This window comes from Spirochaetales bacterium (assembly GCA_016930085.1).
Lineage (GTDB): Bacteria > Spirochaetota > Spirochaetia > SZUA-6 > JAFGRV01 > JAFGHO01.
Genome location: JAFGHO010000040.1, coordinates 1 through 26445, shown reverse-complemented (window position 1 = coordinate 26445; position 26445 = coordinate 1). Strand labels below are relative to the sequence as shown.

Below are 26445 nucleotides of genomic sequence, written 5' to 3'. Positions count from 1 at the left end.
ACCATACGCGGCTGTGAGAAGTTTACCGGAACAGGCCGTTAAAACCGCACGGACACATTACTTGTCAAGGTTCGGGATAAGGGCCCCCGAATAACGCCATGAGTCCGAATCTGTCCCGTACGCCGCATTTTTTGTAAATATTGGTAATATGAAATTCCACCGTACGCTGCGTGAGGTTCAGTAACGCGGCAATTTCCTTGTTGACCAGGCCTTTCAGGATACATGCGATGACATCCTTTTCCCTGCCGGTGATTTTATTCGCCGCACACATCTCTTCCAGCCGGTCATATTTCGTTAAAATTCCGGGCTCTCCGGTATCTGAAAGCAGCAATTCAATTTTCTTCTTTATCCTTGAAAGCTCATGTTTTCTTTGTTTTTTTCTCAACGACACGATCGATTCGATCTTCTTTTCCAATGCCGAAACGGAAAATGGTTTTTCGATAAAATCGACCGCCCCCCCGGACAAACCATGCAGCTTTTCCGCTTCCGTGTGCTTTGCCGTGAGGAAAATAAAGGGAATATCGGAATATTCACTGTCGGATGAAATTGTCCGCAGGAACTCATGACCGTCCATCCCGTCCATCATGATGTCCGATATAATCAGGTCGGGCTTCGGTATTTTTTCGAGCTTAACCAGAGCGTTTTTTACATTGTCAGCCATACATACGTTATAAGCTTCTTTCAGTGCCGATTGCAGGAAAAAAAGCATATCGCTGTTGTCGTCGACGATAAGGATGGTCGATTTTTCTTTTACTATTCTTTCTTCTTTCAAAGGGACCGGGGCATACACTCCTTCCGGCGGTCCCGAAAGATGCGGAATATCCGATTTCACCCCCGTCTCCGTTTCCGTGCTTTCACCCATCGAAATGGTAAACGATGTTCCTCTTCCCTCCCCGCTTTTCACCCCGATCGATGCACCGAGTTCATCCGCTATTTTCTTTACGATATAAAGCCCCATTCCGATTCCCTGATTACCTGTCATGTGCTGCGACAGCTGGTAGCAGGGTTTGAAAATATCGCTTATGTTGTCTTTCGCAATACCCGGGCCATTGTCCGATACGCTGAGAACGACCCTGCCTTTTTTTCTTTCAAGTTTCATGCGGATATCTCCGTCGTGCTGTGTATACTTGACCGCATTGTCGAGCAGGTTGTTGAGTATCCGGTCGATTGCCCATGGATCGGCACGGACGTACACGTTTTCTTCGATCGCGCTCATAATACGGATATTTTTCTTTACGGCGATTTCCCTGAAAATAGCCGCCTTATTCTCGATTATCCGGGAAAGATAAACGGTCTGATTGTGGTTGTAAAGAATCCTTCCCATTTCAAGCTTTTCGGCATCCAGGAAATTGACCATGTTCTCAAGGAGGATGTCGATATTTCGCTTGATAACAAGAAGATCCCCGTCGTGTTCATGGTTTTTCAGATATTTTTCAAGGTAATTTTTAATGAGGGTAAGCGGTGTTTTCGTTTCGTGCGCGATGTTGATGAAGAAACGGGTTTTCTGCTTTTCCGCCTGTTGCAGTTTTTTATTCGCTTTCGCGAGACATTTGTTAATTTTCTTTATTTCATTGATGAAAAACATATTTTTAAGACTTGCCGATACCTGGCTGCGGATCGTCTCATACGCGATCCATGCATCCATGTTCACTTCCGCAAGCAAAAATCCGAACTGCTCATCCCTGAACAATACCGGAAGCATACAGAACGAATGGCGGCCGTCCGATAAAAACGACATAAAAAGCGAATCCGCGGAATACACCCTTTTTTCCGCATTGGGTATTGCTCCCTTTCCCGAATACCCGGCAACAAGCGAATACAAACGGGGGGGGTCTCCGGAATCCTCGTAGAGAAACAGATAACATTCCTCGATGCCAAGACTCGAAAAACCCCTTTCCATCCAGGATTCGAGTTCATCGATTGACATCAATTGCTTCAAGGCATCACTGACATAAACAAGCTGATACATGTAATATTCGGGAATCTTTTTATGTCGTGTCTGCGTCACATATTCGACTGCCCTGAGATAATCCCCGGCTTTCTCCCCCGCGTTGACGGCATCGCCGGTAACACAATGGATTGCCGGTTCGATATGTTCAGGGCACCCGCAGGAGGTTCTTTTAACCAGCTGTGTCGGAAAAAAAACGTCGCCTTTTGCAGACGGATAATCGAGCAGGACCTTTACCGCCTGTCTTCCCATGGCAAATACCGGCTGCCTTACCGTCGTAAGATGATGAGAGGGATCACCCGCATCGAGGGAATCATCAAAACCGGTTACCGCGATGTCACCGGGCACATCGATATCATGCATCCGTAATTCATCGATAGCCCCCAATGCCGCCAGGTCATTGGAGGCCGCAATGGCGTCAAAATCCAAAACAGGTTTCAATTTCCGGTCGAAAAGCAATGTTTTTACCGCTTTCCGGCCTGAAAGGTATGAGAAATCGCCTTTTACGATGATCGAATCGACGACAGGGCGTCCGTATGACGTCAATGTGTTCCTGTATATGTCCAGCCGTTCCTGAGCATCACGGCTTCCTTCCGTGCCTCCGATAAACGCGATTTTTTTATATCCATGATCTTCGATAAGGTGGGTGATGAGTTGCCTGAATCCGGAACTGTTGTGCAGGAGAATTCCGGGGATGTTTTCTCCCTTGTAATCGATTGTTACAACCGGCCGGTCCGAATATCTTTTTATGAAATCATCCATGCTCCTGTGGTTACAGTAATTTGCCAACAACCCTGAAATAATAAAGCCGTCAAAACGGATATGCGGGATAATATCATAAACGATATTCATATACTTCTCGTATAATACGGGTGAATCGAGACATCTGCCGGCCGGATATACTATCCTCGTCCCCGTTATCGCCGCTTCATATTCGATACCCGATATCAAGTCGTACTGGTATTGTCCCCTGAACCAGGTACTTATCACGCAAAAAATCCTGTTGTCATTACCATGCATTCCTTTTTTCATAGTGCACGATCAGTATAGCCGATAACCATATCACTGTACAAGTTCACCGCACATGTTGCATCCTGTGGAATTACTGCGGAACGCCACAGTATCAAATCCCCGCCATTCGTTATATTATCGAAATCAAGTAGTACAAAATAACGGAAAAGGAGTATGAAAAAATGAAAAATATGATGAGATGCATCGCCGTCTGTGTTCTTTTGGCCGGGGTATTCCCCTTTGTTTTCGCACAATCCGAGTTTACCGACAACCTGGACAATTACGATACCGGCCGATGGACAAAAGCGGACGGCTGGACGAACGGCTCCCCCTTCAATTGTTACTGGCGCGATACACAGATTACATTTTCCGGAGGGCAGCTTGCCATAACGCTTGATTCGTATACCGGCAGCCCGCCGTGGAAATCCGGTGAATACAGGTCGAACGAAACCTACCGGTACGGCTTCTTCGAATGCAGGATGAAAGCGTCGAACCACCAGGGTACGGTGAGTTCACTTTTCCTTTACACGGGCCCCTCCCATGACACGATCTGGGACGAGATCGACATCGAGATCCTGGGGAAAAACCCCCGGCAGGTGCAATGCAATTATTTCGCGGACAGTAAGGGCGGCCATGAACATATGGTCGACCTGGGCTTCGATTCGTCCGCCGGTTTTCATAATTACGGTTTCGAATGGCAGTCTTCGTTCATCAAATGGTACATCGACGGCGTCCTTGTTCATACAATTAATAATAACGGACAGGAGTTTCCGGTAACATCGAGCATGTGTATGATTAATTACTGGAACGGCGATTCATCGGTGACGGGATGGCTTGGAAACTTCGATCAACAGGTCCCGCAATCGATATACTACGACTGGATACGGTATCTGAAGACCAATCCGTACACAGGCACAACTCCGGACCCCACCCCGACCGTTGCCCCGACCATTACGAACCCGCCTGGTTTACGGGGTGATGTCAATTCCTCGGGCACGATCGACATTGTCGATGCCCTTATGGTGGCACAATACTATGTCGGGCTCAATCCCGGCGGCTTCAATATGGAAAACGCCGATACGAACTGTAACGGCACAATCGATATCGTCGACGCCTTATTAATCGCCCAGTATTACGTCGGGCTTATAAATCGGTTTTGCTAAGGGGGATTCCAGGAAAGGCGGAATCGATTGACCGGAATTTTTCACCCAGGCTTCATTTTTTGCCGCCATACGGGGCAACTGCTAATCATTTACCGATTTGCATGGTAATGCCGGGTTTTGACGCGGGCTTTTTGGGGATGCCTGCGCCAAAACCGGCATTTGTCCCGCACAATCCGATATCATGAATAACTGTCAACCTCAATTATAAAATCCGTACTCCTTGCGATATATCGGGAATAACAGTGACACATATCGACCGGGAACACGGGCAATAGGCGATGAAAATCGGTGCCGGTGTATTCCTTTGAAAGGGCCGGTTATGGCGATCAGGCACTGGATTCCATATCCCGAATTCTCTATACTCATACCCTGTAAAGGTGATATGATAACATAAGATGATATTCGAGACCGGCATATGTGCTTATTTATGGACAAAATAAAAAAAATAAATTTTTTCTTCATCATAGCGATACTCCCGCCTTTCTTCCTCCTCATCCCGCTGGCGCAATATTCACTGGAAAAACCGTTTTTCATCTTTCCCTGCGGTAATACAGGTGAAACGGCTGTCTGGACATACAATGATCCGGAAAAATCGGCGATCATTGATTTTCGCGTGAAGAAAGACAATATCGTTTTTACATTCATTCACGAGAAACCAGGATCCTTTGCCGGAATCGGAATAAATCTTGCCGAATATGGCGATTTCTTTGATTTTTCTCCCTATTCGCATATATTTATCGACCTGACGGCGAACAATATCGAAGCATGCACGGTTATCATAAAGCTTTTTGTTCCGGGCATTACGAATATGAATGATTCGGCTTCTTTCCGGCATCTGGGCTACAATGTCCCGATAAAAGAAAATCAGACCGGATATATCTGTCCCCTTTCCGATTTTCGCGATCCGTTCTGGTGGACGAGGGATTATAATCCCGGCAGAATCGGCATCGGGCGGGATACCTTGAAAAACGGCTGTTTCCTGCTCGTCGACAGTTCTCAGGGAGAAAGCCCGCCGGATGATTCCTCACTTCAGGTGAACCGGGAAAGCAGTATGACGATAAAAACCATCTCGCTTTACAGGTCACATTTATTTCATTACAGCCTGATCGGATTAAGCGCGGTTTTATATTATTTTCTGCTTTTTATTATTTTGCGGGTAAATAAACGAAGGCGGCTACTGATAATAGAAAAAGGACCCGCCGCAATGATCGCATACAAACGACTGGCGCTGGAAAGTCACAAGGATATGGATTTGAGAAAAATCATCGGTTTTTTCAAGACATCGTATACCGATCCGGATATTTCATTGGTGAAGATGGGTCACGACCTCGGCCTTTCGCCGACCCGTATTTCGTTTCTCGTAAAAAGGGAATTCGGGCTTTCTTTCAAGCAGATGCTGAATAAAATCAGACTCACGGAAGCAAAGCGTCTTTTGGCGGAAACGGACAGGCAGATAATCGATATCGCTTTTGCCGTCGGGTATAACGACAGATCGTATTTTTATAAGGTTTTTCTAAAAAACGAGGGTATCTCACCCAGCGATTTCAGAAAAGAACACGCCTGAACACCGGTTATCCCGGAAAGTGTGGTATTGTCATAAAAAACTTCTTTTATCGTAAAAGTCAACATTTTTATCGGAAAATTCATCGCTTGCATTATTTCCTCATAGTAGAATACGGTAAGTTACCGACAGGGCCTGGTTTCCGTCGGAAACCGTTTCACGATATGCGCTGCGGTCGCGGCGCTTTCAATGTGAAATGTCACATGTAATAAAAAATATATTCAGGGAGGTTGTTATGAAAAATAAATTGATCTGTATGCTCTTGTGCATGGTGTGTGCGACGACTTTTTTTATCGAAGATGCCGTTGCCCAGCGGATTTATGTTGAGAATGCCGCCTTTAAAGTGAACGGAAACCCCGTTTTTATAAACGGGGCCAATACCCCGTGGAACAACTGGAACGATTTCGGCGGAAGCTACAATTCCTCCTGGTGGGATAACGAGTTCAAACGTATCAAGAATGCCGGGGGAAACGCCACCAGGATATGGATAACATGCAGCGGCGAGGTCGGAATCAATATCGATTCAAGCGGACGTGTCTCCGGTGCGACGCAGGACCACTGGGACGATCTTGCGGACATGTTCCAACTCGCCCGGTCCAACCAAATATATATCCTTGCCACCCTCATCTCTTTCGATCACACGAAGAATACATACAACACCTACCAGTCCTGGCGTAACATGTATGCAAGCAGCGCCAACATCGATTCTTTTGCCGCCAACTATGTGGTTCCCTTCGTCAACCGCTTCAAGGACAATCCCTATCTATTTGCCGTCGAACCCTGCAATGAGATCGAATGGGTGAATCAGGATTCGAACAACGCGCAGCTGCCGTGGAGCACGCTGCAGTACTTTTGCGCCAGGGTGGTCGCGGCAGTTCACGCGAACAGCGATGTTCTCGCGACGGTCGGGGTAAGCATGAAATGGCAGACCGATGTCTACCAGAACAACGAGGGCAACCAGTTTTCGGACGACCGGTTGAGGGCGCAATACAACAATGCCAATGTATATCTGGATTTTTATTCCCCCCATTTTTACGACTGGGTGACCGACTGGTTCGGGAATCCGATGGCTTCGACAAAGGTATCTGAATACGGCCTTACGGACAAACCGGTCGTCATCGGCGAACTTCCCGCAAACGGGGTCGGCGGCGTCAATATTACCGACTGTTATATGAACGGATACTCGAACGGCCTTCAGGGTCTCATGCCATGGACATCCAATGGCGTCGATTCGAACGGAAACCTCGATTCCGGACTCGGCGCCGCGCTGACTAACTTTTACAATAACTACCCTGATCTTGTGTATCCGTCCCCGGAAGCAACACCGCCCCCACAGTCGGACGACATGGGGGATGTCAATGAAGACGGCGCCATTAATATCGTCGACGCGCTTTTAGTCGCCCAGTTTTACGTGGGTCTCAACCCATCCGGCTTTAACCGGGCAAACGCGGACGTCAATTGCGATTCGTCGATAAACATCGTCGACGCGTTAATCATCGCCCGGTATTACGTCGGCCTGGTCGATTCCTTTTGTTAGGCAACCACATAAACGGCAGGACCGGAAAGTAAGTTTTCTTATCAGGACCTGCCGGTTTTTTCTATACACCCGAACGCCGAATCCCCGGACATACGATTTCCTCATTGAAAATCCGGAGGGATTGTATCAAGGGCCTCTTCGGCATTCATATGCCTTTATTAATTCGTGCCGAAAAAATTGTTCTGCCGGATGATGTTCCAGATCGCGTTCGCGGTCGCCTGGCACCCGGCGGATGAGGGATGGATACCGTCCGAGTTTGTATACTCGCTGTCGTGACCGGCGAATACGGTCCGTAAATCGAGCCAGTAGCACTTCGGCTTCGTGCTCGAGTTTACCACGTTCTGAATGAGGGGCCGCAACACATCGAGCTTCGCCTTGAGCCCGCCGTAGTCGGAAAGCGGATCGGGGTAGAAAAAATAGACCACGTTTATCACCCCGTCATTCCCCATCTGCTGGAGAAGGTTCCGTGCCGCATTGACCGCGTTCTGCAGATCGGTGCAGCTTGAGGTCGGTGGATTCGAACAGCTTCCCTGGAGGCAGTCGTTTCCGCCGCCGTCCATGATCACCCATTTCACCGGACCCTGCTGGACACCGTTTCTGTATTGTTCCGGTATCGTCGGGGAACTTCCTCCGGAAAGCCTCGTCCCACTCACTGAATTGTCGCGGAAACTTTCGTTCGAAGGAAGAATCCCTGCGTTCCTCGCGAGCTGTTCGAGGTTTCGCGTGATCTCGTGCGACATAGCGATGAAGGATTCACCGATCACAAGCACCTCACTCCCTTTTATGGTCGTGCTCGCGGGAGGGTTCGTCACCGTTGGCGGATTCGTCGCGCCGGGACAGGCCAGTTCCGACACGAGTCCCACGTAGTATTGCGCCACACGGAGCGCGTCGACGATATTGATCGAACCGTCCCCGTTGGTGTCCGCCGCACTCGAGTCGAAATTTCCCGGATTCAGACCGACATAGTACTGGGCGATGACGAGTGCGTCCACGATGTCGATCGTCCCGCTCGAATTGACATCGCCGCACGCAGCCCCGAAGACATTGCTCAAACATAACAAAAACAACATGAAAACCAGACATTCGGTTTTTGTTCTTGCGTTTCCTTTTTTCATCATTGATCCTCCTGTTTTTTAGTAACGAAGATTTACTCATTGTTTCAGTGGGGCGGAACCGACAGGCCCGCCGGCTTAACAAAACATATCCGAAAGAGTTGGAGACGGATATGCAGAAAAGCTTCACTGCCGGAACAAATTATACCTTATATGTTTTTTTTCCGGTTTAGGGGTTTTCCGTAAAAATGACGCAAAAAAACTGAAAAAGGGCGGGGGTTTCATTGTGACAGGGACAAGAAAGACAAGGATTGAAACAATAAATGGATGTCTTTTTACCGGACACTGGGTGCCGGTTTTTGCGAATCATCTCACTCCCTGAATTTTTTCAGAAGATTGTATTTGTTGTTTACGCCGCATTTTTTATATATTTTGGTGATGTGGTACTCCACCGTGCGCTGAGAGACATGCATGCATGAAGCGATCTCCTTATTCACCAGGCCCCCCATTATCATCCGGATGATCTCCTTTTCCCGGCCGACGATGCCGAATTTCTCGCAGTGCAATTCGAACCCGGATTTCACCGGTTCCGCGGCGTCGGTGCCCGAACCGGATAACAGTCCGTCGATGCTGTAGCGGATGCGTTCGCGGTCCTGTTTCACCTGCCGCCCGCGTAATCCGATGATCGATTCGATTTTGGCCCTCAGGGTGGCGATGGAAAAGGGTTTTTCGATATAGTCGACCGCCCCGAGATCGAGACCCTTCAGTTTTGCCGTTTCACCGCCCAAAGCGGTAAGGAAGATAAAAGGAATGTCGTTGTATCCGTCCTTTTCCGAAATGGCGTAAAGCAGCTGAAATCCGTCTTCACCGTCCATCATGACGTCGGAGATGATGACATCCGGACGGGGTATCACCTTGAGTCTGAGTAAAGCCTCCTCCGTGCTCCGGGCCATGAACACGTTGTACGATTCCGAAAAGGCGGTTTGAATGAATTTCAGAAGATGTATATTGTCGTCAATAACGAAAAGCGAGGATCTGTCGGCCGAAATCCTTCCTTCCTTGATATTAACATCCTGAACCGGGCCAATGGGCGATGCGGCTGTGAGTATTTCCTGAAGCTGTTCCGGTTCCGCCGCGCCGCTTTCATCCGTGAACGTGATGGTAAAGGATGTTCCTCCCCTCCTTCCTTTCTCCGCCTTGATCGAAGCCCCGAGTCCGTCGACGATCTTCTTCACGATTGAAAGTCCCACACCAATGCCCTGCCGTCCGTCTCGTTTCTTCGAAAGCAGGTAATAGGGTTCGAAAAGATGCCCCCACCGGTCGGCGGGCAGACCGGGCCCGTTGTCGCTGATACGGAGTATTGCCTTGCCGTTCGTTTTCCGGACATTGAGATGTATCCGTCCTCCGGACTGTATATATCTCACCGCATTGTCCAAGAGATTATTAAAAATACGCTCCAGTGCGAGGGGATCGATCCTGATGACGACACGGTCATCCGCGGTCAAGGTTATGCGGATATTTTTTCTGGAAGCTACGGCCCGGAAAAGGTCGCTTTTTCCGCGTGCGTATGCCGATACATTCACAAGCTCATCATGCCGGTAGATCAATTCCTCTTTTTGAAGTCTTTCAGCGTCGAGAAAATTGAGCATATTGGCAAGCAGAAGATCGATATGCTGCTTCATGATGACAAGCTTCTCGTCGGGTTCATGCTCTTCCATGTAAAGCGCGAGGTAATTCCTGATGAGTGTCAGCGGGGTTTTTGTTTCGTGCGCCACATTAATGAAAAACCGGGTTTTTTGTTCATCGGCCTGTATGAGCTGCCGGTTCATCGCTATCACTTCTTCGCCGAGAAGCATGTTCCTGATGCTGCTTCCGATATGGCTGCTCAACGTATCGAATACGAGGGAAGTATATAGATTCACTTCCATGACAAGAAGGCCATACTTTTCCCCCTTGGAGAGAAGCGGAAGCATGCAGTAGGAGCGGCCGGGCCGCCAGGTAAGGATATGGTCAAAGATCACGGTTTCCGCTACGGTATCCTTCAATTCCGTTCCTTCCGGTTGGCGCTGATCGAATCCGGCAAGCAGTCTGTAAGTGCGGACGTCCGAATTGACCTCTGTAAAGAGCAAAATCCAGGCGCTTTCTATTCCCAGATCAGGGAAATTCCCCTGCATCCATGCGGAAAATTCCGTCATCTTCTGCAAATCCTTCAAATTGTCGATGATCCTGGTGATTTCGTAATAGATGAACTCCAGATCCTTTTTATATACATCTGAATCCATTCCACAGGAAGACGCCCGTTCTCTGTTTATATCCGGGAGAGATGATGATTTTTCTTCCGGTTTAATGCACCCGCATGAATCGCGGATAACGAGTTCCGTGTCGAAAAAAATGGGCTCCCGGTGAGGTTGATAATCAAGAAGATTGCACATTGCCATGTTCCCGATTTCGCGAAGATGCTGTTTGACGCTGGTAAGCGGGAATTTGGGGAAAATCGACGCATTCATGTTATCGAATCCGGTGACCGCGACATCCCGGGGTACGCGCAAACCGCGTTCATAAAGAGCATCGATCACGCCCAACGCGATTGCGTCGTTGGCACAGACAACCGCTTCGATGTCCCTGCCGGGCCGCAACCGGCGTTCGTCCAGGTACACATTAACCGCTTCCTGGCCCGCCCGGAAGGTATAACAGGTTCCGGTGACGAGTGCGGGATTGTAATCGATTCCGTTCCCGGAAAGAGCGGATTTGTACACTGTATAACGTTCCATTGCATCCCGATTATGTTCCGGTCCTTTGACAAATGCGAGTTTTCTGTAGCCGTGTTGGTCGATAAGGTGGTTCATCAAAGCGCTGAATCCCTTTTTATTGTTGGTAAGAATCGCGTTGCCGATGAGGGAACGGAAATTGACGGTAATGATCGGAATGTCTTTATATCGGGCTATGAATTCCGTCAAGGCATAATCATCGCAATAATTGGCCAGAAGCGACATGATAATAAGCCCGTCAAGCGATGCATTCAGGGCTGTATCATAAATGATGTTATGATCGTTTTCATACGGGACGGGTGAATGCAGGGCGCGGCCCGAAAAGTAGACCACCTGCACGTTATGGCGCCCGGCCGCCTCTTCAATGCCGGAGATGAGTTCCAGCTGGTAATGCCCGTAAAACCAGGCCGTAAAGACACCAACCCTGCGGAAGGATTTTCGGGATCGCATTTTTTTCATAGTTTACATCTTCAATCTGTTTTCGGTATATAACTATGCCATTCCCTGATAAAAAAGTCAACACTTTCATATATATGGCGGCGGCGCCCGGAGGCCGGGATATCGCTCTCATACATTTATTATTGTTTTTTCACGCTAAACAAGGTATCGTATCAGGTTTTTTATTTGTTATTTTGGTGGGGCTTCACTATAATAATACTGTGTAACGGCGGTCACTGCGTTCCGGTATATTCGAACATGCCGGGACGAAACGCACATACGCTGGTATAAAGAGGGTATTCAGAATGTCGGATCCAATACCTGCCGGGAAGAAAGCGAAAACCGGGGGAACCTGGTTTTCCGTGAATCCGGACAAAGCATGGGGCTAAAAATTTTTTATTATTTGTTCCCCGATCTGGATGGCGGCCATGGCCCTTTCGGTCGTCGTCATCCGCCGCATCACAACATCAAAAATTCCTTTCATGAAAGCCCTTTTCCCCGTCATCGTCATCGCGGCCGCATATTTCTGGGCATGGCTTGAAACATTGATCATGGCCAATCCGATGCTTCGGGATAATTTTTACTACAAAGAACAGAACAGGATGCTGATATTCGGTTCGATTCTCTATTCCAGTTTTTTCATAGCGAGTTTTCCCCTGTTTTATTTCATCGACGAGAAAAAAGATGACAACTGGGGAATCGTCAAAACAATCTGCGCGGCGCTGGCCGCCGGTATGCTGACGCTTTTCATGCTCGATCTATGGGCGAAATTCATAGGACCGCTGTAACATGGAGAATGAACGATGAAAAAAATAACAAGCTATTTTCTCTCCATATATAATAAAGAGTCGGTTATCATCCAGCGGAAAGCAGGAATGCTTTTTACCGTTATCGCCATCATCATTATGATGGATATTTTCTCGCTGCCGCTTTATTTTTTCGGTATTATTAACTGCCCGTTTTTATAGCGGTCGTCTTTCTTTTTTTCTTTTATATGTTCATCCTCTCTCTGATAAAAACCGGAAAATACGGCATCGCGTTTAACCTGCTTATTGCCGCCGTATTGTTCATTGTCACGGTTTTTATCTTCACCCAGGAGGCCCTCCACTACCTGGAACGGAAAACGCCTAACTTGTTCAGAACTATATCGTCGCGTCGATCCTTCTCGGCATTTTCGGCCTTTTCTCCTGCATCATCTTCAGAATCACCGGATCGATTCTGGAGGAATCCGAATCAAAAGCGGTGAAAAGCAGGCAGAAGGCGCGGGAAATCGAAGAAATCCTTATGACGACCAGACAAAGCATGGACATCGGCAATCGGCTGATCGATTCGACGGAAAAAGCCCAGGACCACTTTGTCAGGATACAAAACAATGTAAACTCGATCAACTCGGAAATGGAAAGCCAGAATTCGGAAGTCGAGGTTTCCGGGCAGGTCAACAAATCGGTCCTCGATCTGACCGGTCATGTCAAGGAAGTGATTCTGGAAACAAACTCCTCCATATCCGAAACCTCGGTCTCGATCGAGGAAATATCGGCTCCGATCGAAAGTATCACCCTTTCCACGATGAACAAAAAAACGACCGTCCGAAACCTCGCCGACGTCATCACTGCCGGCTTTGAAGAGATGAACGCTGCGGTCGAGGCGATAGGAGTCCTCGAAAGCACCTCCGAAGAGATCTTCGAAATTATCGATGTGATCAGCAGTATTTCAAGCCGGACGAACCTCCTTGCCATGAACGCCGCCATCGAGGCAGCCCACGCGGGAGAATACGGAAAAGGATTCGCGGTGGTTGCCGATGAAATCAGAAAACTCGCGGAAAACACGAATACGAACTCCAGGCTGATAACCGACACACTCAATACGAACAAGCAGAATATACTGAACGCGACGCGGCTTATCGAAAAAACCGGCTCCTGTTTTCAGAAAATAAACACCGAGGTACTCGATGTCGAAAAACTGATGGAAGAACTTGTGAACGGGATGCACGAGGTTTCATCTGCATCCAAGGAGATCATCCTCACCGTCACAGACATGGTCACGAAATCCCAGCAGATCGGTCAGGCCATGAACGATGTCGATGAGGTGATCCGGAAAAGCAACAAAAGTATCAATTCGGTCTACGATACATCGACGACGATAAAAACGAGGGTCGAGAAAATTCTGGGAGATTTTTCAATTATCGTCGATGAAATCAAATCGGTCCATCACGTAGGATTACATACAAAAAAAGCGATCGAACAATGGAAAGCCGACCTGCACCGATTGAAGGAGCAATCATGAGGCCCGGGCATGGCGCATCGGGAAAATATGTGGCGTGCCCGGGCCTGAGTGCGTCATCCGGTCCGGTCATGCAGTATATCAAGCAGCTCTTTGTATTCGGGGCGTTCGAAAAGAGGCGCCAGCAGATCCCGTTCGATCATATCCATCTCGATGCCGCTGCCGCCGATCGTAAGCAGCATTCCCTTCCACGGGTCGTCATCGCCTGCGGATTCATAGCCGGCCTCACCGCCCTCTCGCAGCACAAACGAGACCAGATCGGTGACGGTATCATCGAACGATGCCGCGAGCTTCGAATACTCCGAATCGATCCATGAGAAGGCCATCCGGAACCCCTTTGTTTTGATGACGGCCTCAAAACGCGGCTGATCGATTCGCCGGAGATGAAGGAGGTAGGTCAGTATCCAGTATCGGAACTCAAAATAGGCAAAGTAATCGCTGTAGAGTTTACCCGCCCACGTCAGCCAGTTCCCGTCGTCCCGCGGCCTTTCTTTTTTGAAATACGGAACAAGGGAAAAAGCAGTGCGGAACGACTGGAAATAGGCATTGTATTCGTCAAGCAGGGTATACACGCCCGATTTGCTTCCCTCATCGCCCGCCACATAGGTATCGAATCGTTTCGTTCTCAGCTCCGCGGGGATGACGGTTTCAAGCATTGCGTAACGCGGCGTTTCATCCGCGTTCGAAACGCGAATGACGGCGGTTTTCTCCCGTGTCAGGAAATAACACATGTACCTCCGTGAAGCCGCAGGCATGTGCTGATGCGGAATAACGTTCGAAGCATAAAGCCGGGTATACCCGTGGTTGATCTCGTGAACGGCGGTCAGCAGGCCGGGGCTTTGCTGCAGCATCGTTTCCGGTGACGGCAGGAAATCGATAAACGTCCGCACCGATTGAGTCAGGATACCCGATCCCCCGCTTTTTTCCTCTCTTTCGAGTATCGATCGTGTCCGGTCGATTAACACATAAGCGTCCCGATGGCAGGTATACAGCAATTTCATAAGCGGTGATGCTTCATTCGGGGGGGGGCCCTCTTCATCAAAAGAAATAACGGGATTTTCTGTGATGCGCCTTTCAAAATCGGCAACCTGCCGTGAATCCGGGGCGATAGATCGCGTTCCGTTGATGATATTTTCCATTGACCCGGTATCGACGCGGGACGAAACACATGATGCGTTAAAGAAAAGAAATAGAACGAAGAGACAAAAACACAAAGCGGATTCGAGTGGGAAAACTCCCGGAATCCCGTATGAACGGCAATACTTGCTGCTGCCTGTCATCATTTCAATATATATTATATAAGAAATCTGTTCACGATCAAGGTAAAATGATCATAATATGCACGGCGATTGTAACGTCTTTCATCGGAAATAACGTGCCGGGGGCTTTTCCGGCCGCAGGCGGCCCGTACGGGTATTGAAAGCGATACCCCCTTCACCTTCACCGACCCGATATTGCCTTGAGTGTCGTCGCTATTTCCATTATTATTTGAATTAAGGAGGTGCCGTGCCGAACCGTAATGAATATCTGAAAGACGACCCTCTCTGGTATAAGGATGCGGTCATTTATGAACTCCATGTCAAGTCGTTTTGCGACAGCAACGACGACGGGATCGGGGATTTTCAGGGACTTATCCGAAAACTCGATTATCTTCAAAGCCTTGGCATCGACGCCGTCTGGCTTCTTCCTTTCTACCCTTCACCGCTGCGTGATGACGGGTATGATATCGCCGATTATTTCAACATCCATGCTTCTTACGGAAAAATACAGGATTTCCGTGAATTCCTCAAACAGGCGCATAAAAAGGGAATCCGGATCATCACCGAGCTGGTCATCAATCATACATCGGACCAGCACGGCTGGTTTCAACGCGCACGAAAATCACCGCCCGGTTCCGCCTACAGAGATTTTTATGTCTGGAGCGACTCGCCCGAAAAATATTCCGACGCCCGGATCATTTTCAAGGATTTCGAGGCCTCCAACTGGACATGGGATCCTGTCGCCAAAGCGTATTACTGGCACCGCTTTTTTTCACACCAGCCCGATCTCAATTTCGCGAATCCCCGTGTACAAAGAGAAATCTTTCGGGTAATCGATTTCTGGTTCGACCTTGGCGTGGACGGAATGAGACTGGATGCGGTCCCCTACCTTTTTGAAGAAGAAGGGACCAATTGTGAAAATCTTCCCCAGACCCATGAGTTTCTCGTGAAATTGAGATCGCATATCGATCATAAATACTCAAACCGCATGCTGCTGGCGGAGGCAAACCAGTGGCCGGAAGACGCGGTCGAATATTTCGGTGACGGCAATGAATGCCACATGGCATTCAATTTCCCCGTCATGCCCCGCATGTTCATGGCGGTTCAGATGGAAAACAGATTCCCGATCACCGACATTCTTGACCCTTCGCTTTCGATTCCGGATAACTGCCAGTGGGCGCTTTTTCTCCGCAATCACGACGAACTCACGCTGGAAATGGTAACCGATGAAGAACGCGACTACATGTACCGTGTCTTTGCCAATGAAGCGCGTGCGAAGATAAACCTCGGCATTCGCCGCCGCCTTGCCCCTCTTTTGGGGAACAATCGCCGGAAAATCGAACTCATGAATATCCTCCTTTTTTCACTCCCAGGCACCCCCGTTCTCTATTACGGGGATGAAATCGGGATGGGCGACAATTATTACCTTGGCGACCGTGACGGCGTCAGAACGCCCATGCAGTGGGGGCCCGACCGGAACGCCGGTTTTTCAAAGGCGAATCCGCAACAACTCTTTCTTCCCCTTATTATCGATCCCGAATATCACTATCAGGCGGTCAATGTCGAAAACCAGGAAAAAAACCTTTCATCGCTTCTCTTTTGGATGAAGCGTATGATCGCCATGCATAAACGGTACAAGGCGTTCAGCAGGGGAACCATCGAGTTTCTTTCACCGGAAAATCATAAAGTTCTTGTTTTCGTTCGCTGCTACGATGATGATACAATCCTTGTCGTCATCAATCTTTCCCGTTTTGCCCAGTCGGTCGAATTGAATCTCGCGCCCTATATCGATTACGTTCCGATCGAATTGTTGAGCCAAAATAAATTTCCGAAAATAAAGGAAGAAATCTATCAGGTCACACTCGGTTCGCACGGTCATTTCTGGTTTCTCCTGAAAAAGGAGGAACAGGCGTCTTCGGAGGAGTCGATGACCGCGCTTCCCCGGCTTGTCATCTCAAAGCGATCGGAAGAAATACTCGAAGGGGACAACCGGGATATCATGGAAGCGGTCATCCTCCCCCGGTTTCTCCGGGCCGCCAGGTGGTTCAGCAGCAAGGGAAGACATATCAGGAGGGTAAGAATAATCGAGAACATCCCGATCTCGAAAGAAGAGGACGGCCTTCGCTTTATCATGACGGAGATTTCGTATAACGAAGGACCGATGGAGACATACATGCTGGCGATGGCGATCGCGTGGGACAAGGAAAGCATCCATATCGAACGCGAGCATCCTGAGGCGGTCCAGGCGGAAATAGAAAAGGAAACCCGGAGGGGGATACTGTATGACGGTGTTTTCAGTCCGCGCCTTCACAAAACCCTTCTCAACCTCATGACGACAAGGAAAAGAATCAGGGGGGTTCGGGGTTGCCTGAAAGCCTCGGCCGGGTCCGTTCTGCGAAAAAATATCAGGGAAGAAGGGGTACCCGTTGAAACAAGCGTGTTCAAGGAGGAACAAAGCAATACATCGATTATCTATGAATCCTCATTTATCCTCAAGCTGTTTCGGAAACTCGAAAAAGGCATCAATCCCGATCCGGAAATCGTGAGATTTCTGACCGAACATGCGCGGTTCCCGCATGTTCCCGATTTCGCCGGAGTCATCGAATACGAGGTGCCCGACGGCACCGTCTTTACCGGGTTTCTGCAGCGCTTCGTTCCCAACCAGGGAGACGCCTGGCACTATACCCTCGATAATGTCGGCCGTTATCTGGACCAGATCATCGTCAGGAAGGATGAACTGGAACGGATCACCGAAGCCGGAGACATCACGAATGACCTTATGACGGAATTATGCGGGGAGTTTTTTCTGCAGATGACGGCACTGCTCGGCCGCCGCACCGCCGAACTGCATCATGCGCTTTCTTCCGACGTCGAATCCGAGGAGTTCGCGCCCGAATCATTTTCAATACTCTATCAGCGTTCGGTATATCAATCGATGAAGAGTCTCGTCAAATATGTCTTTTCGACGCTGGAACGGAACCTCTCAAAGATAAGCGAAAACGACCGGCAGGCGGCTTCCGGCGTTTTACAGGCGGAAAAGGATATCCTCGGTATTTTGGGCCGGATCCTCGGAAAAAAGATATCGGCAAAGAAAATTCGGATCCACGGGGATTACCATCTCGGCCAGGTACTCTTTACGGGATCGGATTTTACGATCATCGATTTTGAAGGAGAACCGGCTCGGCCATTGAGCGAACGGCGGCTGAAACGTTCTCCTTTCAGGGATGTGGCGGGAATGGTCCGTTCCTTTCATTATGCGGTCCACAGCGGTTATTCGCACTGTCTCATGAATCAGACGGAAGAGACGGAATATCTCGGGTTCTGGATCGAACGATGGTATCATTTTGTAAGCAGTAACTTTATTTCATCATACATGGCGGTCGCGAACGATGCGTCGTTCATTCCCTCGAATAAAAAGGACATCGATGTGCTTCTGGAAGTTTTTTTGCTTGAAAAAGCCGTCTACGAACTCGGGTATGAACTGAACAACCGGCCCGACTGGATTCGTATTCCCCTCAAGGGAATACAGTTTATCCTCGACAACCGCTCACCGCTTACGGAAACAGAAAATGATTGACAGGTCGTTATGACTTGAACATCACTACCGTTCAGGGATACAATGCAGCCATGAAACGATGTGAATGGGCGGACGGCAATCAGGCGCTTTTAACGTACCACGACACCGAATGGGGTGTTCCCGTACACGACGAAATAAAACACTTCGAATTCCTTCTTCTCGAATCTTTCCAGGCGGGTCTTTCCTGGCTGACCATCCTCAAAAAACGTGAAAACTTCAGAAAGGCGTTTGCCGGATTCGATCCCGCCGTCATAGAGAAATTTACACGAAAAGACGTAACCCGTCTGCTTCACAACGACCTCATCATCAGAAACAGACGAAAAATCGAATCGGCGATCAATAATGCAGGCGCGTTCTTACGGATTCGGAACGAATACGGCAGTTTCGATACCTATATCTGGCATTTTACCGGCGGTAAAACGATCAAACACGACTTTCAAAGCCTCTCTGAAATTCCCGTTTCGACACCGCTTTCCGATACGATAAGCCGCGATCTAAAAAAACGGGGGTTTTCCTTCCTGGGTCCGACTACCGTCTACGCGCATCTGCAGGCGATCGGGATCGTCAACGATCATCTGAATTACTGTTTCCGTTACGGTGAAATATAGCGACGGCCGGGGGATCATCCCGACCGGCACGGGCTGAAACACCTGCAAGCCACCCCCGGTGACACAGAGTGAGGAATATATTATGTTTGGGGAATTGAACACAATAAACGCGCGGCCCGGACCGTTCGAATATTACACGGCAAAAGAATTATGGACGGGCTGCTATATTTCACGCCGGATGCTCGAACACCACCTCGACGGTTCCGTCGATATTTCTTCGCGTAACATATCATTCATCGAACGTTCCGTCGAGTGGATCGTTTCTCATTTCGGACTCGAGGCGGGATCGAAGGTCGCCGATTTCGGGTGCGGCCCCGGCCTGTATACGACCCGGCTTGCGGAAAAGGGAATGGCGGTGACGGGCATTGATTTTTCCGAACGGTCGCTGCGGTACGCCCGGCAAACGGCAAAGCGGAAATCACTCGACATCACCTACATCAATGAAAATTACCTCGACCTGCGGCTCGATGAAACCTTCGATCTCATCATCATGATCTTTTGCGATTACTGCGCCTTGAGCCCGCAACAAAGAAAGAGGTTGTCGGCTGTATTCCATACATCGCTTGAACCGGACGGCCGCCTCCTGCTCGATGTCTGCTCGTTCGCCGCCTTTGAGAAAAAACATGAAGCCGCCTCTTACTCGTACCACCCGTCGAACGGCTTCTGGACCCCGCATCCGTATTACGAGTTCCTCAACACCTTCACCTACGAAAGGGAAAAGGTAACGGTCGACAAATATACCATTGTCGAGGAAAGGCGGACATCGACGATCTACAACTGGCTTCAATACTTCAGCAGGAACACACTCGAAGAAGAGTTCGGGAACGCGGGATTTTGCATTCACGACTACTTTGCCGATGTGGCGGGAAGTGCATTTTCACCGGACGCAGACGAGTTCGCAGTGGCGGCAGGAAAGCGAATGCCTTTATCGGGGAAGAAAGAATAACCGGCGCCTTTTTCCACCCTGCATTTCGGTGTTCATGCATGCATTTCAATCCCCCTCCGAAAATATATCGATATTCCCGTTTTCATCCTTGCCAATGCGGCGATCGATATCGAGCCGTGAGATATCGATACTTCGTTTTCGTTCAACGTTTCATCTTGACCGCACGGTGATCGAGCAGCCTGAAAAGGTATACCTTGATGAAATCCGTAAGGAGAAACACGATAACACCAGTTCCCCAGATAAATCCCGCGAGCTGCCATCCCATGGCGGGAAGGAGGAAACCATAGACCGCGATCAATGTCGCTGCAAGCTGGGTGAGGATCACCGCGGCGACGAGGGGAAGCGCGGGTCTGGATGTCCAGAAATGTCCTTTGGTCCTGGTCACGAAAACGGTGAAATGCCCGAACACCGAAAGTTTGAGATAGATAAATGACTGCAGCACTTCATTACTCAGGCGAAAGACTTCCTTCCCGATAAAAAGGATCAGGAATGAAACGAGAACGCCGATGACGCCGAGAAAAGTCGCCATACCGAGGATTTCTTTCATATTCCATTTATCCGGGGTTCTGGAATAGCTGACATTGTCGTATGCGATGGTCATTATCGGCGCGTCGTTGAGAAGGGCCAGAAGGACGATCATAAGGGCAGTGACCGGATAAAAATTGAAAATAAGGATCGAAAGACTCACGAACAACAAAATTCGTATCGTTTCCGTTATGCGGTAAATGGAATAATGGGTCATCCTCTGGAATATTTCACGGCTCCGCTTGACGGCGTCGATGATGACCGAAAGCCCGGGTTTCGTAAAGACGATCGAGGCGGCCGATTTCGCGGCGTCCGTGGCCCCTTCGACGGCAATACCGACGTCCGCTTTTTTTAGCGCGGGCGCGTCATTGACGCCGTCTCCCGTCATCCCGACGATATGATCGTGTTTCTGGAGGAGTTCGACAATATGGTATTTATGCTCCGGAAAAACCTGGGCGAAACCATCGGCTTTTTCCACTGTCTTTATTGCTTCCCTGTCCGATTTTTCACTGACCGCTTCCGATGGAACGATGTCATTGCCCAGATTGACCTGCGTTGCGATATTCGCCGCGATCTCCATACGGTCGCCCGTTACCATTTTGACGGTAATTCCCATTTCCTGGGCGGATTTGACCGTTTCTGCGGAATCCCCGCGCGGCGGATCCTCCATGGCGAGAATTCCGGCCGGTTTCCATTCATCTTTCTTTTCCGAAACCGCGACCGCCAGGGCGCGATATCCTTTTTGAGCGAAATCGGCAACGGTATCGCCGACCTGCCGCTCCGTCTCAGGTCCGCCGTTCACGAGGTCTAAAATAGCCTGTGCTGCGCCTTTAGCGACGTTTATCCGGCCTCCCGAAACCTCGACATCGGCCTCGGTACGCTTGGAAACCGGATCGAAGGGCTTGAATTTTATAACCGAATACGTTTTTTTGAGATCTTTCAGTTCATCCATCGTTCCGGCTTTGGCGAATATGGCATTGTCGATCGTGTCCTGATTTTCCTCGTTCGACGCCATACATGCGAATTTAACGACATCGGCCTTCCCGAACGTTCCCATCGGAACAATCCCGGTGACGACGATCCTGTTCGTCGTGATCGTTCCCGTTTTATCGGAACAAAGTATATCCATTCCCGCCATTTCTTCGATCGATGTCAATCGGCTGACAATGGCGTTTTTTTTGGCCAGAGCAATGGCGCCGACCGCCAGGGTAACGGATAACACCGCCGGAAGAGCCACGGGAATGGATGCGACGGTCAAAACAAGGGCGAATTGCACAATCTTCAATATGCTTTCGTGCCTGAATATACCCACCAGAAAAATAATAACGACGAGTATGCTCGCGAGAACGATAAGGTAATTCGCTATTTTAACGACCGCCTTCTGAAAATGGCTTTCCCCTTTCACATTCTCGACCAGTCCGGCGGTCTTGCCGAAATATGTCTGCATTCCGGTTGTTACGACGATCCCGTTCATTTCACCCTGTATGAGAACAGCGCCGTCGTAACCAAGGTCGCCCGTATGTTTGTCGACCGGCATCGACTCCCCGGTCAATGCCGACTCGTCGACGGAAGCGTAATCCCCTTCGATGAATTTGATATCCGCGGGGATAATGTCGCCGGATCGTACACGGACGATATCTCCGGGGACAAGATCACGTCCTGGTATTTTTATCCATTTCCCGTCGCGTTTCACTTTTGCTTCGGGGGCCAGTTTCCGCTTGAGTGCATCGATGGCGGATCCTGCCTTGCTTTCCTGCCAGAACGCGACGATTGCGTTCAGCAAAAGGAGGGCGGTGATTATCCAGAAATCCTCCCAATGCGCGATCGTAATCGAAAGAACGGCCGCGACCTCGATCATCCATGGAATCGGTCCCCAGAAATATCCCAGAAATTTCAACACGGGATTGACCCGTTTTTCCTCGATTTGATTCGGCCCATAGGTTTCAAGACGTTTTTTCGCTTCCGCATCCGAAAGTCCGTTCCCGCCGCTTGAAAGTCTTTCATAGACCTCCCCGACCGTCATTTCCTTCACGTCTTTCGTTTTCATTCCCGTATCCTCCTTTTATATATACGACATTCGCTTATTTGAATTCCGCGAATGACAATCCCTCCTTGACTTAACGCAATTTCTTTCAAACACTTAATTTTATAAAAGTCAATGCTACACTATTCATCAATCGATTGACACTTACGCGATTCCTTATTTCTTTTTCATTTTTCCCACAAAGAAACCATTACAGGGATTCGTCCGTTTTCTTCAGTCCGTGAAACTTAGCGCGGTACTTATCGGTTATTTTATCGTTACCCTTGTGATCGCGACGCTTATCCCGAACCTTACCGATACTCAAACGATGCAGACGAACGACGTGCCTTTTGTTGCGACCGTTTTTAAAACCCCGGGAGTGATGCATTTCTTTACATCAGGCTGGTTCATCGTCCCCCTTATCATATTTTTTCTCAATCTGCTTCCTTGCACGATTCATCGCATCTCAACGAAAATGATAAGGAAAAAGACTATGCATTACGGACCCGATATCATTCAAATCGGTATCATGCTTCTCCTCGCAAGCGCTGTTATTTCCCTTTTCGGCCGGATCGAAGGCGAACTCGTCCTCGAAAACGAAGCGGGGAAGGAATACAGGCTGCTGCCGAACGAAGGGATCTCCCCGGACAGTCACCGGGATTCTGGGGTCATCGGCAAAAAGCAGTGTACTCGCCAGGGCGTCCGGTGCATTAAAATCCTCGATTTTCAACACCTTGCCCGCCTCATCAGTCATTTCACAGATACAATCGCCGGTTGTCAGCAGATAGAGGGTTTTATCAGGCACTCCCTGCAGAATGATAATGGTACCCTTCTCATATTTTTTAACGTAGTATCGGATACCGGTAAAAGCGGATAGTAGTCTATCGTCTTCGATTCCCCTGAAAAACGGTATTTTTTCGATTATTTTCAGAATTTTTTCCATTTTCGTAACCCGGGTTACCGAATTCTTTTCAATTCTGCTATAGACTCAACCATATATATATATGGCGGATGTCGATAAAAAAACACCATTCAATGTCGAGGGTAAATAGTGTGTGAATTCGGGCTGTATCTGCTGCGGTATGTGCACGATAATCGCACCTATAAGTTTCAAGGTCGATACGGATTCAGGATTCGGTTTTATCGCGAAACAGCCCGGAACGATCAACGAAAAAAAAGCCGTCATCAGAGCGATGACATATTGTCCTGTCGGCGCGATCGGTGATGACGGCGATGAGATGTGAACTTATCGATATGATAATGTAAAGGAAAAAGCAAAAAAAACGGGGGACGACAATGAGTGAATATTTACACGACGGCGAGGCGAAACAGGAAAAACTCAAATCCATTATCACGTCGCTTCATGAAGGAAAATCCGTGGACGCGGTAAAAAAGGAATTCGCCTCACTGATAAAGGACGTAAGCCCGGAAGAAATAGCCGCCATGGAAAACTCGCTGATCCGGGAAGGTTTCCCGCCCGTACAAATCCAGCGGCTATGCGAAGTTCATGTAGCCGTCTTTGACGACCGGCTCAAAAAGTACAAAAATCCGCGACGTATGCCCGGCCATCCCCTCCACACCTATATGGAAGAAAACAGGGCGGCGGAGAAATTGTTGAAATCCATCGCCCCGCTTTTAAAGAAAATAGACAAAATAAAGGAAACAGGCGTTGAAGAGTTGAAAAACCGGCTCGAAGAACTGAAGCGGATCAATCTACATTTCACGCGAAAGGAAAATCAACTTTTTCCAAAACTCGAACAGGCGGGATTTTACGGTCCGACCAGGGTGATGTGGGGCAAACACGATGAAATCAGAACGATGTTCTCAGAAACCGAAAAAGCGTTACAGACGGGCGATACCGGCGCGGTCGGAAATACAGGGAAGCGTCTCATTGCCGCGATAAAAAAAATGATATTTATGGAAGAAAAAATTCTCTTTCCAACCGCCCTTCGCAAACTCACCGACTCGGACTGGATCGATATACGAAACGAAGAGTCCGAAATCGGATACGCGTGGATACGGCCGGGCAACCTCTGGGACACGGCGATCGCCCGACAAAAGCGGAAAAGGCAACCGCGAAAACCAACGCCGGAACCGGCTGCCGGGCGGGCTGAGGCAATCCACGAAACCTTTCATCTCGATGAAGGTGATGTGCGGATCGATCAGATCAATCTGCTTTTAAAGCATCTGCCGGTCGATGTCACCTTCGTCGATGAAAACGACAGGGTGCGCTATTTTTCACAGGGGAAAGACCGTATTTTCCCCCGAAGTCCGGCGATTATCGGACGGGCCGTTCAGAACTGCCATCCGCCCAAAAGCGTCCATATCGTCGATCGTATTATAGAAAGTTTCAAAAAAAAGGAAAAGGATGTTGCCGAGTTCTGGCTTACCATAAACGGCAGATTCATCCATATCAGATATTTCGCGTTGTATGATAAGGCGGACGTATACCGGGGGGTTATCGAGGTCTCGCAGGATGTGACGGACATCAGGGCACTCGAAGGCGAACGAAGGCTGCTCGACTGGTAGCTGTATGAGCGTTTAGGATATAATTGCCGAATATTACATCGGATATTCCCGCCGGATCACGAAAGGAGCTGAACATATGGTTTTTATTCCTGATTTTCGATTGGGCCTACTAAATGGTTGGATTCCATTTTCGGTATACCTTGCCGTGTTCGGCATCATCATATCCTGTTTTTCAAAGGAAGTACGTAAACGGTTATACGACAGGTCCCTCTGGACGAAAAAACAGATCATAGTAACCACCGCCGGGAAACTCATTACCTTCGCGAACCTGATCCTGATCTGTTTGAGTCCGATCCGGTTTAATTGCCATGTCTTTATTATTGGTGTGGCGTTATGGACGATTGGCTTGACCGGCCTTGCGGCCGCTCTTATCGTTTATGCCGATACACCGCCGGATTCTCCGGTCACGGGAGGTGTATACAGGATATCCCGCAATCCCCAGATTTTTTCCATCTGGATTATTTTTACGGGGACTTGTTTTATTATCGGAAGCGGTGTATCCTTTCTCCTGTTTGTGGTTTCACTTGTTTTCCTCCATCAATCAGTCATTGCTGAAGAAGAGGCCTGTCTCAAACAGTATGGAAATTCGTACAGAAAATTCATGGAAAAGATTCCACGGTATTTTCTGTTTTTTTAACGGCATCCGTTCAGTTTCTTATCCGGTATAGCACTCAATACATCGCTAAACAATGTATACCTGTTTTATACCAGGTATATACGTGGTCCATTCATTGAATTCCCCAATGTAATTCCCTATCTTTTCAATGCGGGAATAAAGCGGGAGGAGAAACCATGCAAAAGGAGAGGGATTTAAGCTTAATCAAAGCGAGGATATCAAGTCAGATCAGAAAGATGGCATACAACGGATTAAGGATCATCCTTTACGAGTGGAATGAAAATGATTTGAAGATTCATACCACCGACAATGAAAATGTTGTAAAAATCGCGAATATCCTGCAACAGCGGTTTCCCGGCTGGTTGAACAGTGTCAATATTTCCGTTTGCGGCGAAACAAAGGTTATGCAGCTTTAGCGGGATTTTCTCTTGAACAGCGATTTTTGTGACCACGTAAATACGGTTTACTCACATACGGTTTTAATTATCACTAACTTGTTTCAATACAGAAAATTACTTTAAATGTCAAAAAACAGTTTGCTTTTTGAGAAAAGCGCCAAAACCCGGCTTAAATATGTAAGTCACTCTATAATAAACAGATAACA

19 protein-coding genes are annotated in these 26445 nt (G+C 48.6%); 14 read left to right on the top strand and 5 right to left on the bottom strand.

The window, feature by feature from the left end:
• Positions 1–64: 64 nt before the first annotated feature.
• Positions 65–2980, bottom strand: coding sequence for a substrate-binding domain-containing protein (locus JW881_06945; protein ID MBN1697232.1), 2916 nt, complete (start codon positions 2978–2980; stop codon positions 65–67).
• A 161-nt stretch (positions 2981–3141) separates the two neighbouring features.
• On the opposite strand from JW881_06945, the gene JW881_06940 reads away from it, so the two are divergent.
• From JW881_06940 to JW881_06930, 3 genes are all read left to right on the top strand, one after another.
• The gene (locus JW881_06940) at positions 3142–4122 is read left to right on the top strand and encodes a family 16 glycosylhydrolase (GenBank protein MBN1697231.1); all 981 of its coding nucleotides are present in this window, start codon (positions 3142–3144) and stop codon (positions 4120–4122) included.
• A 427-nt stretch (positions 4123–4549) separates the two neighbouring features.
• Complete coding sequence (locus tag JW881_06935) at positions 4550–5686, top strand: helix-turn-helix transcriptional regulator (protein MBN1697230.1); 1137 nt, start codon at positions 4550–4552, stop codon at positions 5684–5686.
• Positions 5687–5918: 232 nt separating this feature from the next.
• A complete protein-coding gene (locus tag JW881_06930; GenBank protein ID MBN1697229.1) occupies positions 5919–7220 on the top strand; it encodes a dockerin type I repeat-containing protein in 1302 nt (433 codons plus the stop codon).
• Positions 7221–7378: 158 nt separating this feature from the next.
• On the opposite strand, the gene JW881_06925 is transcribed toward JW881_06930, so the two are convergent.
• Positions 7379–8338, bottom strand: coding sequence for a hypothetical protein (locus tag JW881_06925; protein MBN1697228.1), 960 nt, complete (start codon positions 8336–8338; stop codon positions 7379–7381).
• 305 nt (positions 8339–8643) lie between these two features.
• Complete coding sequence (locus JW881_06920; GenBank protein MBN1697227.1) at positions 8644–11499, bottom strand: substrate-binding domain-containing protein; 2856 nt, start codon at positions 11497–11499, stop codon at positions 8644–8646.
• A gap of 407 nt (positions 11500–11906) precedes the next feature.
• Here JW881_06920 and JW881_06915 point away from each other — a divergent pair, with 407 nt between their 5' ends.
• The 3 genes from JW881_06915 (at position 11907) to JW881_06905 (ending at position 13761) form a co-directional block, all read left to right on the top strand.
• Positions 11907–12266 carry a hypothetical protein gene (locus JW881_06915; protein MBN1697226.1) on the top strand — a complete coding sequence of 120 codons (360 nt, stop codon included), beginning with the start codon at positions 11907–11909 and terminating at the stop codon, positions 12264–12266.
• A 15-nt stretch (positions 12267–12281) separates the two neighbouring features.
• The gene (locus JW881_06910; GenBank protein MBN1697225.1) at positions 12282–12446 is read left to right on the top strand and encodes a hypothetical protein; all 165 of its coding nucleotides are present in this window, start codon (positions 12282–12284) and stop codon (positions 12444–12446) included.
• Between the two features lie 274 nt (positions 12447–12720).
• Positions 12721–13761 (top strand): hypothetical protein, encoded by a 1041-nt coding sequence (locus JW881_06905; GenBank protein ID MBN1697224.1) that lies wholly within the window; start codon positions 12721–12723, stop codon positions 13759–13761.
• 53 nt (positions 13762–13814) lie between these two features.
• Here JW881_06905 and JW881_06900 read toward each other — a convergent pair whose 3' ends face one another.
• The gene (locus tag JW881_06900) at positions 13815–14897 is read right to left on the bottom strand and encodes a hypothetical protein (protein MBN1697223.1); all 1083 of its coding nucleotides are present in this window, start codon (positions 14895–14897) and stop codon (positions 13815–13817) included.
• A gap of 367 nt (positions 14898–15264) precedes the next feature.
• Between JW881_06900 and treS the strand changes: the two genes are divergently transcribed.
• The 3 genes from treS to JW881_06885 all read left to right on the top strand — a co-directional run bounded on the left by treS (position 15265) and on the right by JW881_06885 (position 20148).
• A complete protein-coding gene (treS, locus tag JW881_06895) occupies positions 15265–18594 on the top strand; it encodes a maltose alpha-D-glucosyltransferase (protein MBN1697222.1) in 3330 nt (1109 codons plus the stop codon).
• Between the two features lie 50 nt (positions 18595–18644).
• Positions 18645–19202 (top strand): DNA-3-methyladenine glycosylase I, encoded by a 558-nt coding sequence (locus tag JW881_06890; GenBank protein MBN1697221.1) that lies wholly within the window; start codon positions 18645–18647, stop codon positions 19200–19202.
• 82 nt (positions 19203–19284) lie between these two features.
• On the top strand, positions 19285–20148 hold the full coding sequence (locus JW881_06885; protein ID MBN1697220.1) for a class I SAM-dependent methyltransferase: 864 nt from the start codon (positions 19285–19287) through the stop codon (positions 20146–20148).
• A gap of 142 nt (positions 20149–20290) precedes the next feature.
• Here JW881_06885 and JW881_06880 read toward each other — a convergent pair whose 3' ends face one another.
• Positions 20291–22720: a plasma-membrane proton-efflux P-type ATPase gene (locus JW881_06880; GenBank protein ID MBN1697219.1), complete on the bottom strand. Its 2430-nt coding sequence runs from the start codon at positions 22718–22720 to the stop codon at positions 20291–20293.
• Between the two features lie 217 nt (positions 22721–22937).
• Here JW881_06880 and JW881_06875 point away from each other — a divergent pair, with 217 nt between their 5' ends.
• The 5 genes from JW881_06875 to JW881_06855 all read left to right on the top strand — a co-directional run bounded on the left by JW881_06875 (position 22938) and on the right by JW881_06855 (position 26257).
• Positions 22938–23573, top strand: a complete 636-nt coding sequence (locus JW881_06875; GenBank protein MBN1697218.1) for a hypothetical protein — start codon at positions 22938–22940, stop codon at positions 23571–23573.
• Between the two features lie 178 nt (positions 23574–23751).
• Positions 23752–23940 (top strand): ferredoxin, encoded by a 189-nt coding sequence (locus JW881_06870; GenBank protein MBN1697217.1) that lies wholly within the window; start codon positions 23752–23754, stop codon positions 23938–23940.
• 52 nt (positions 23941–23992) lie between these two features.
• Positions 23993–25225 carry a DUF438 domain-containing protein gene (locus tag JW881_06865; GenBank protein MBN1697216.1) on the top strand — a complete coding sequence of 411 codons (1233 nt, stop codon included), beginning with the start codon at positions 23993–23995 and terminating at the stop codon, positions 25223–25225.
• A gap of 76 nt (positions 25226–25301) precedes the next feature.
• Positions 25302–25862, top strand: coding sequence for a hypothetical protein (locus tag JW881_06860; protein ID MBN1697215.1), 561 nt, complete (start codon positions 25302–25304; stop codon positions 25860–25862).
• 155 nt (positions 25863–26017) lie between these two features.
• Entirely contained in the window at positions 26018–26257 is a 240-nt protein-coding gene (locus JW881_06855; protein ID MBN1697214.1) for a hypothetical protein, read from the top strand.
• The last annotated feature ends 188 nt before the right edge of the window (positions 26258–26445 follow it).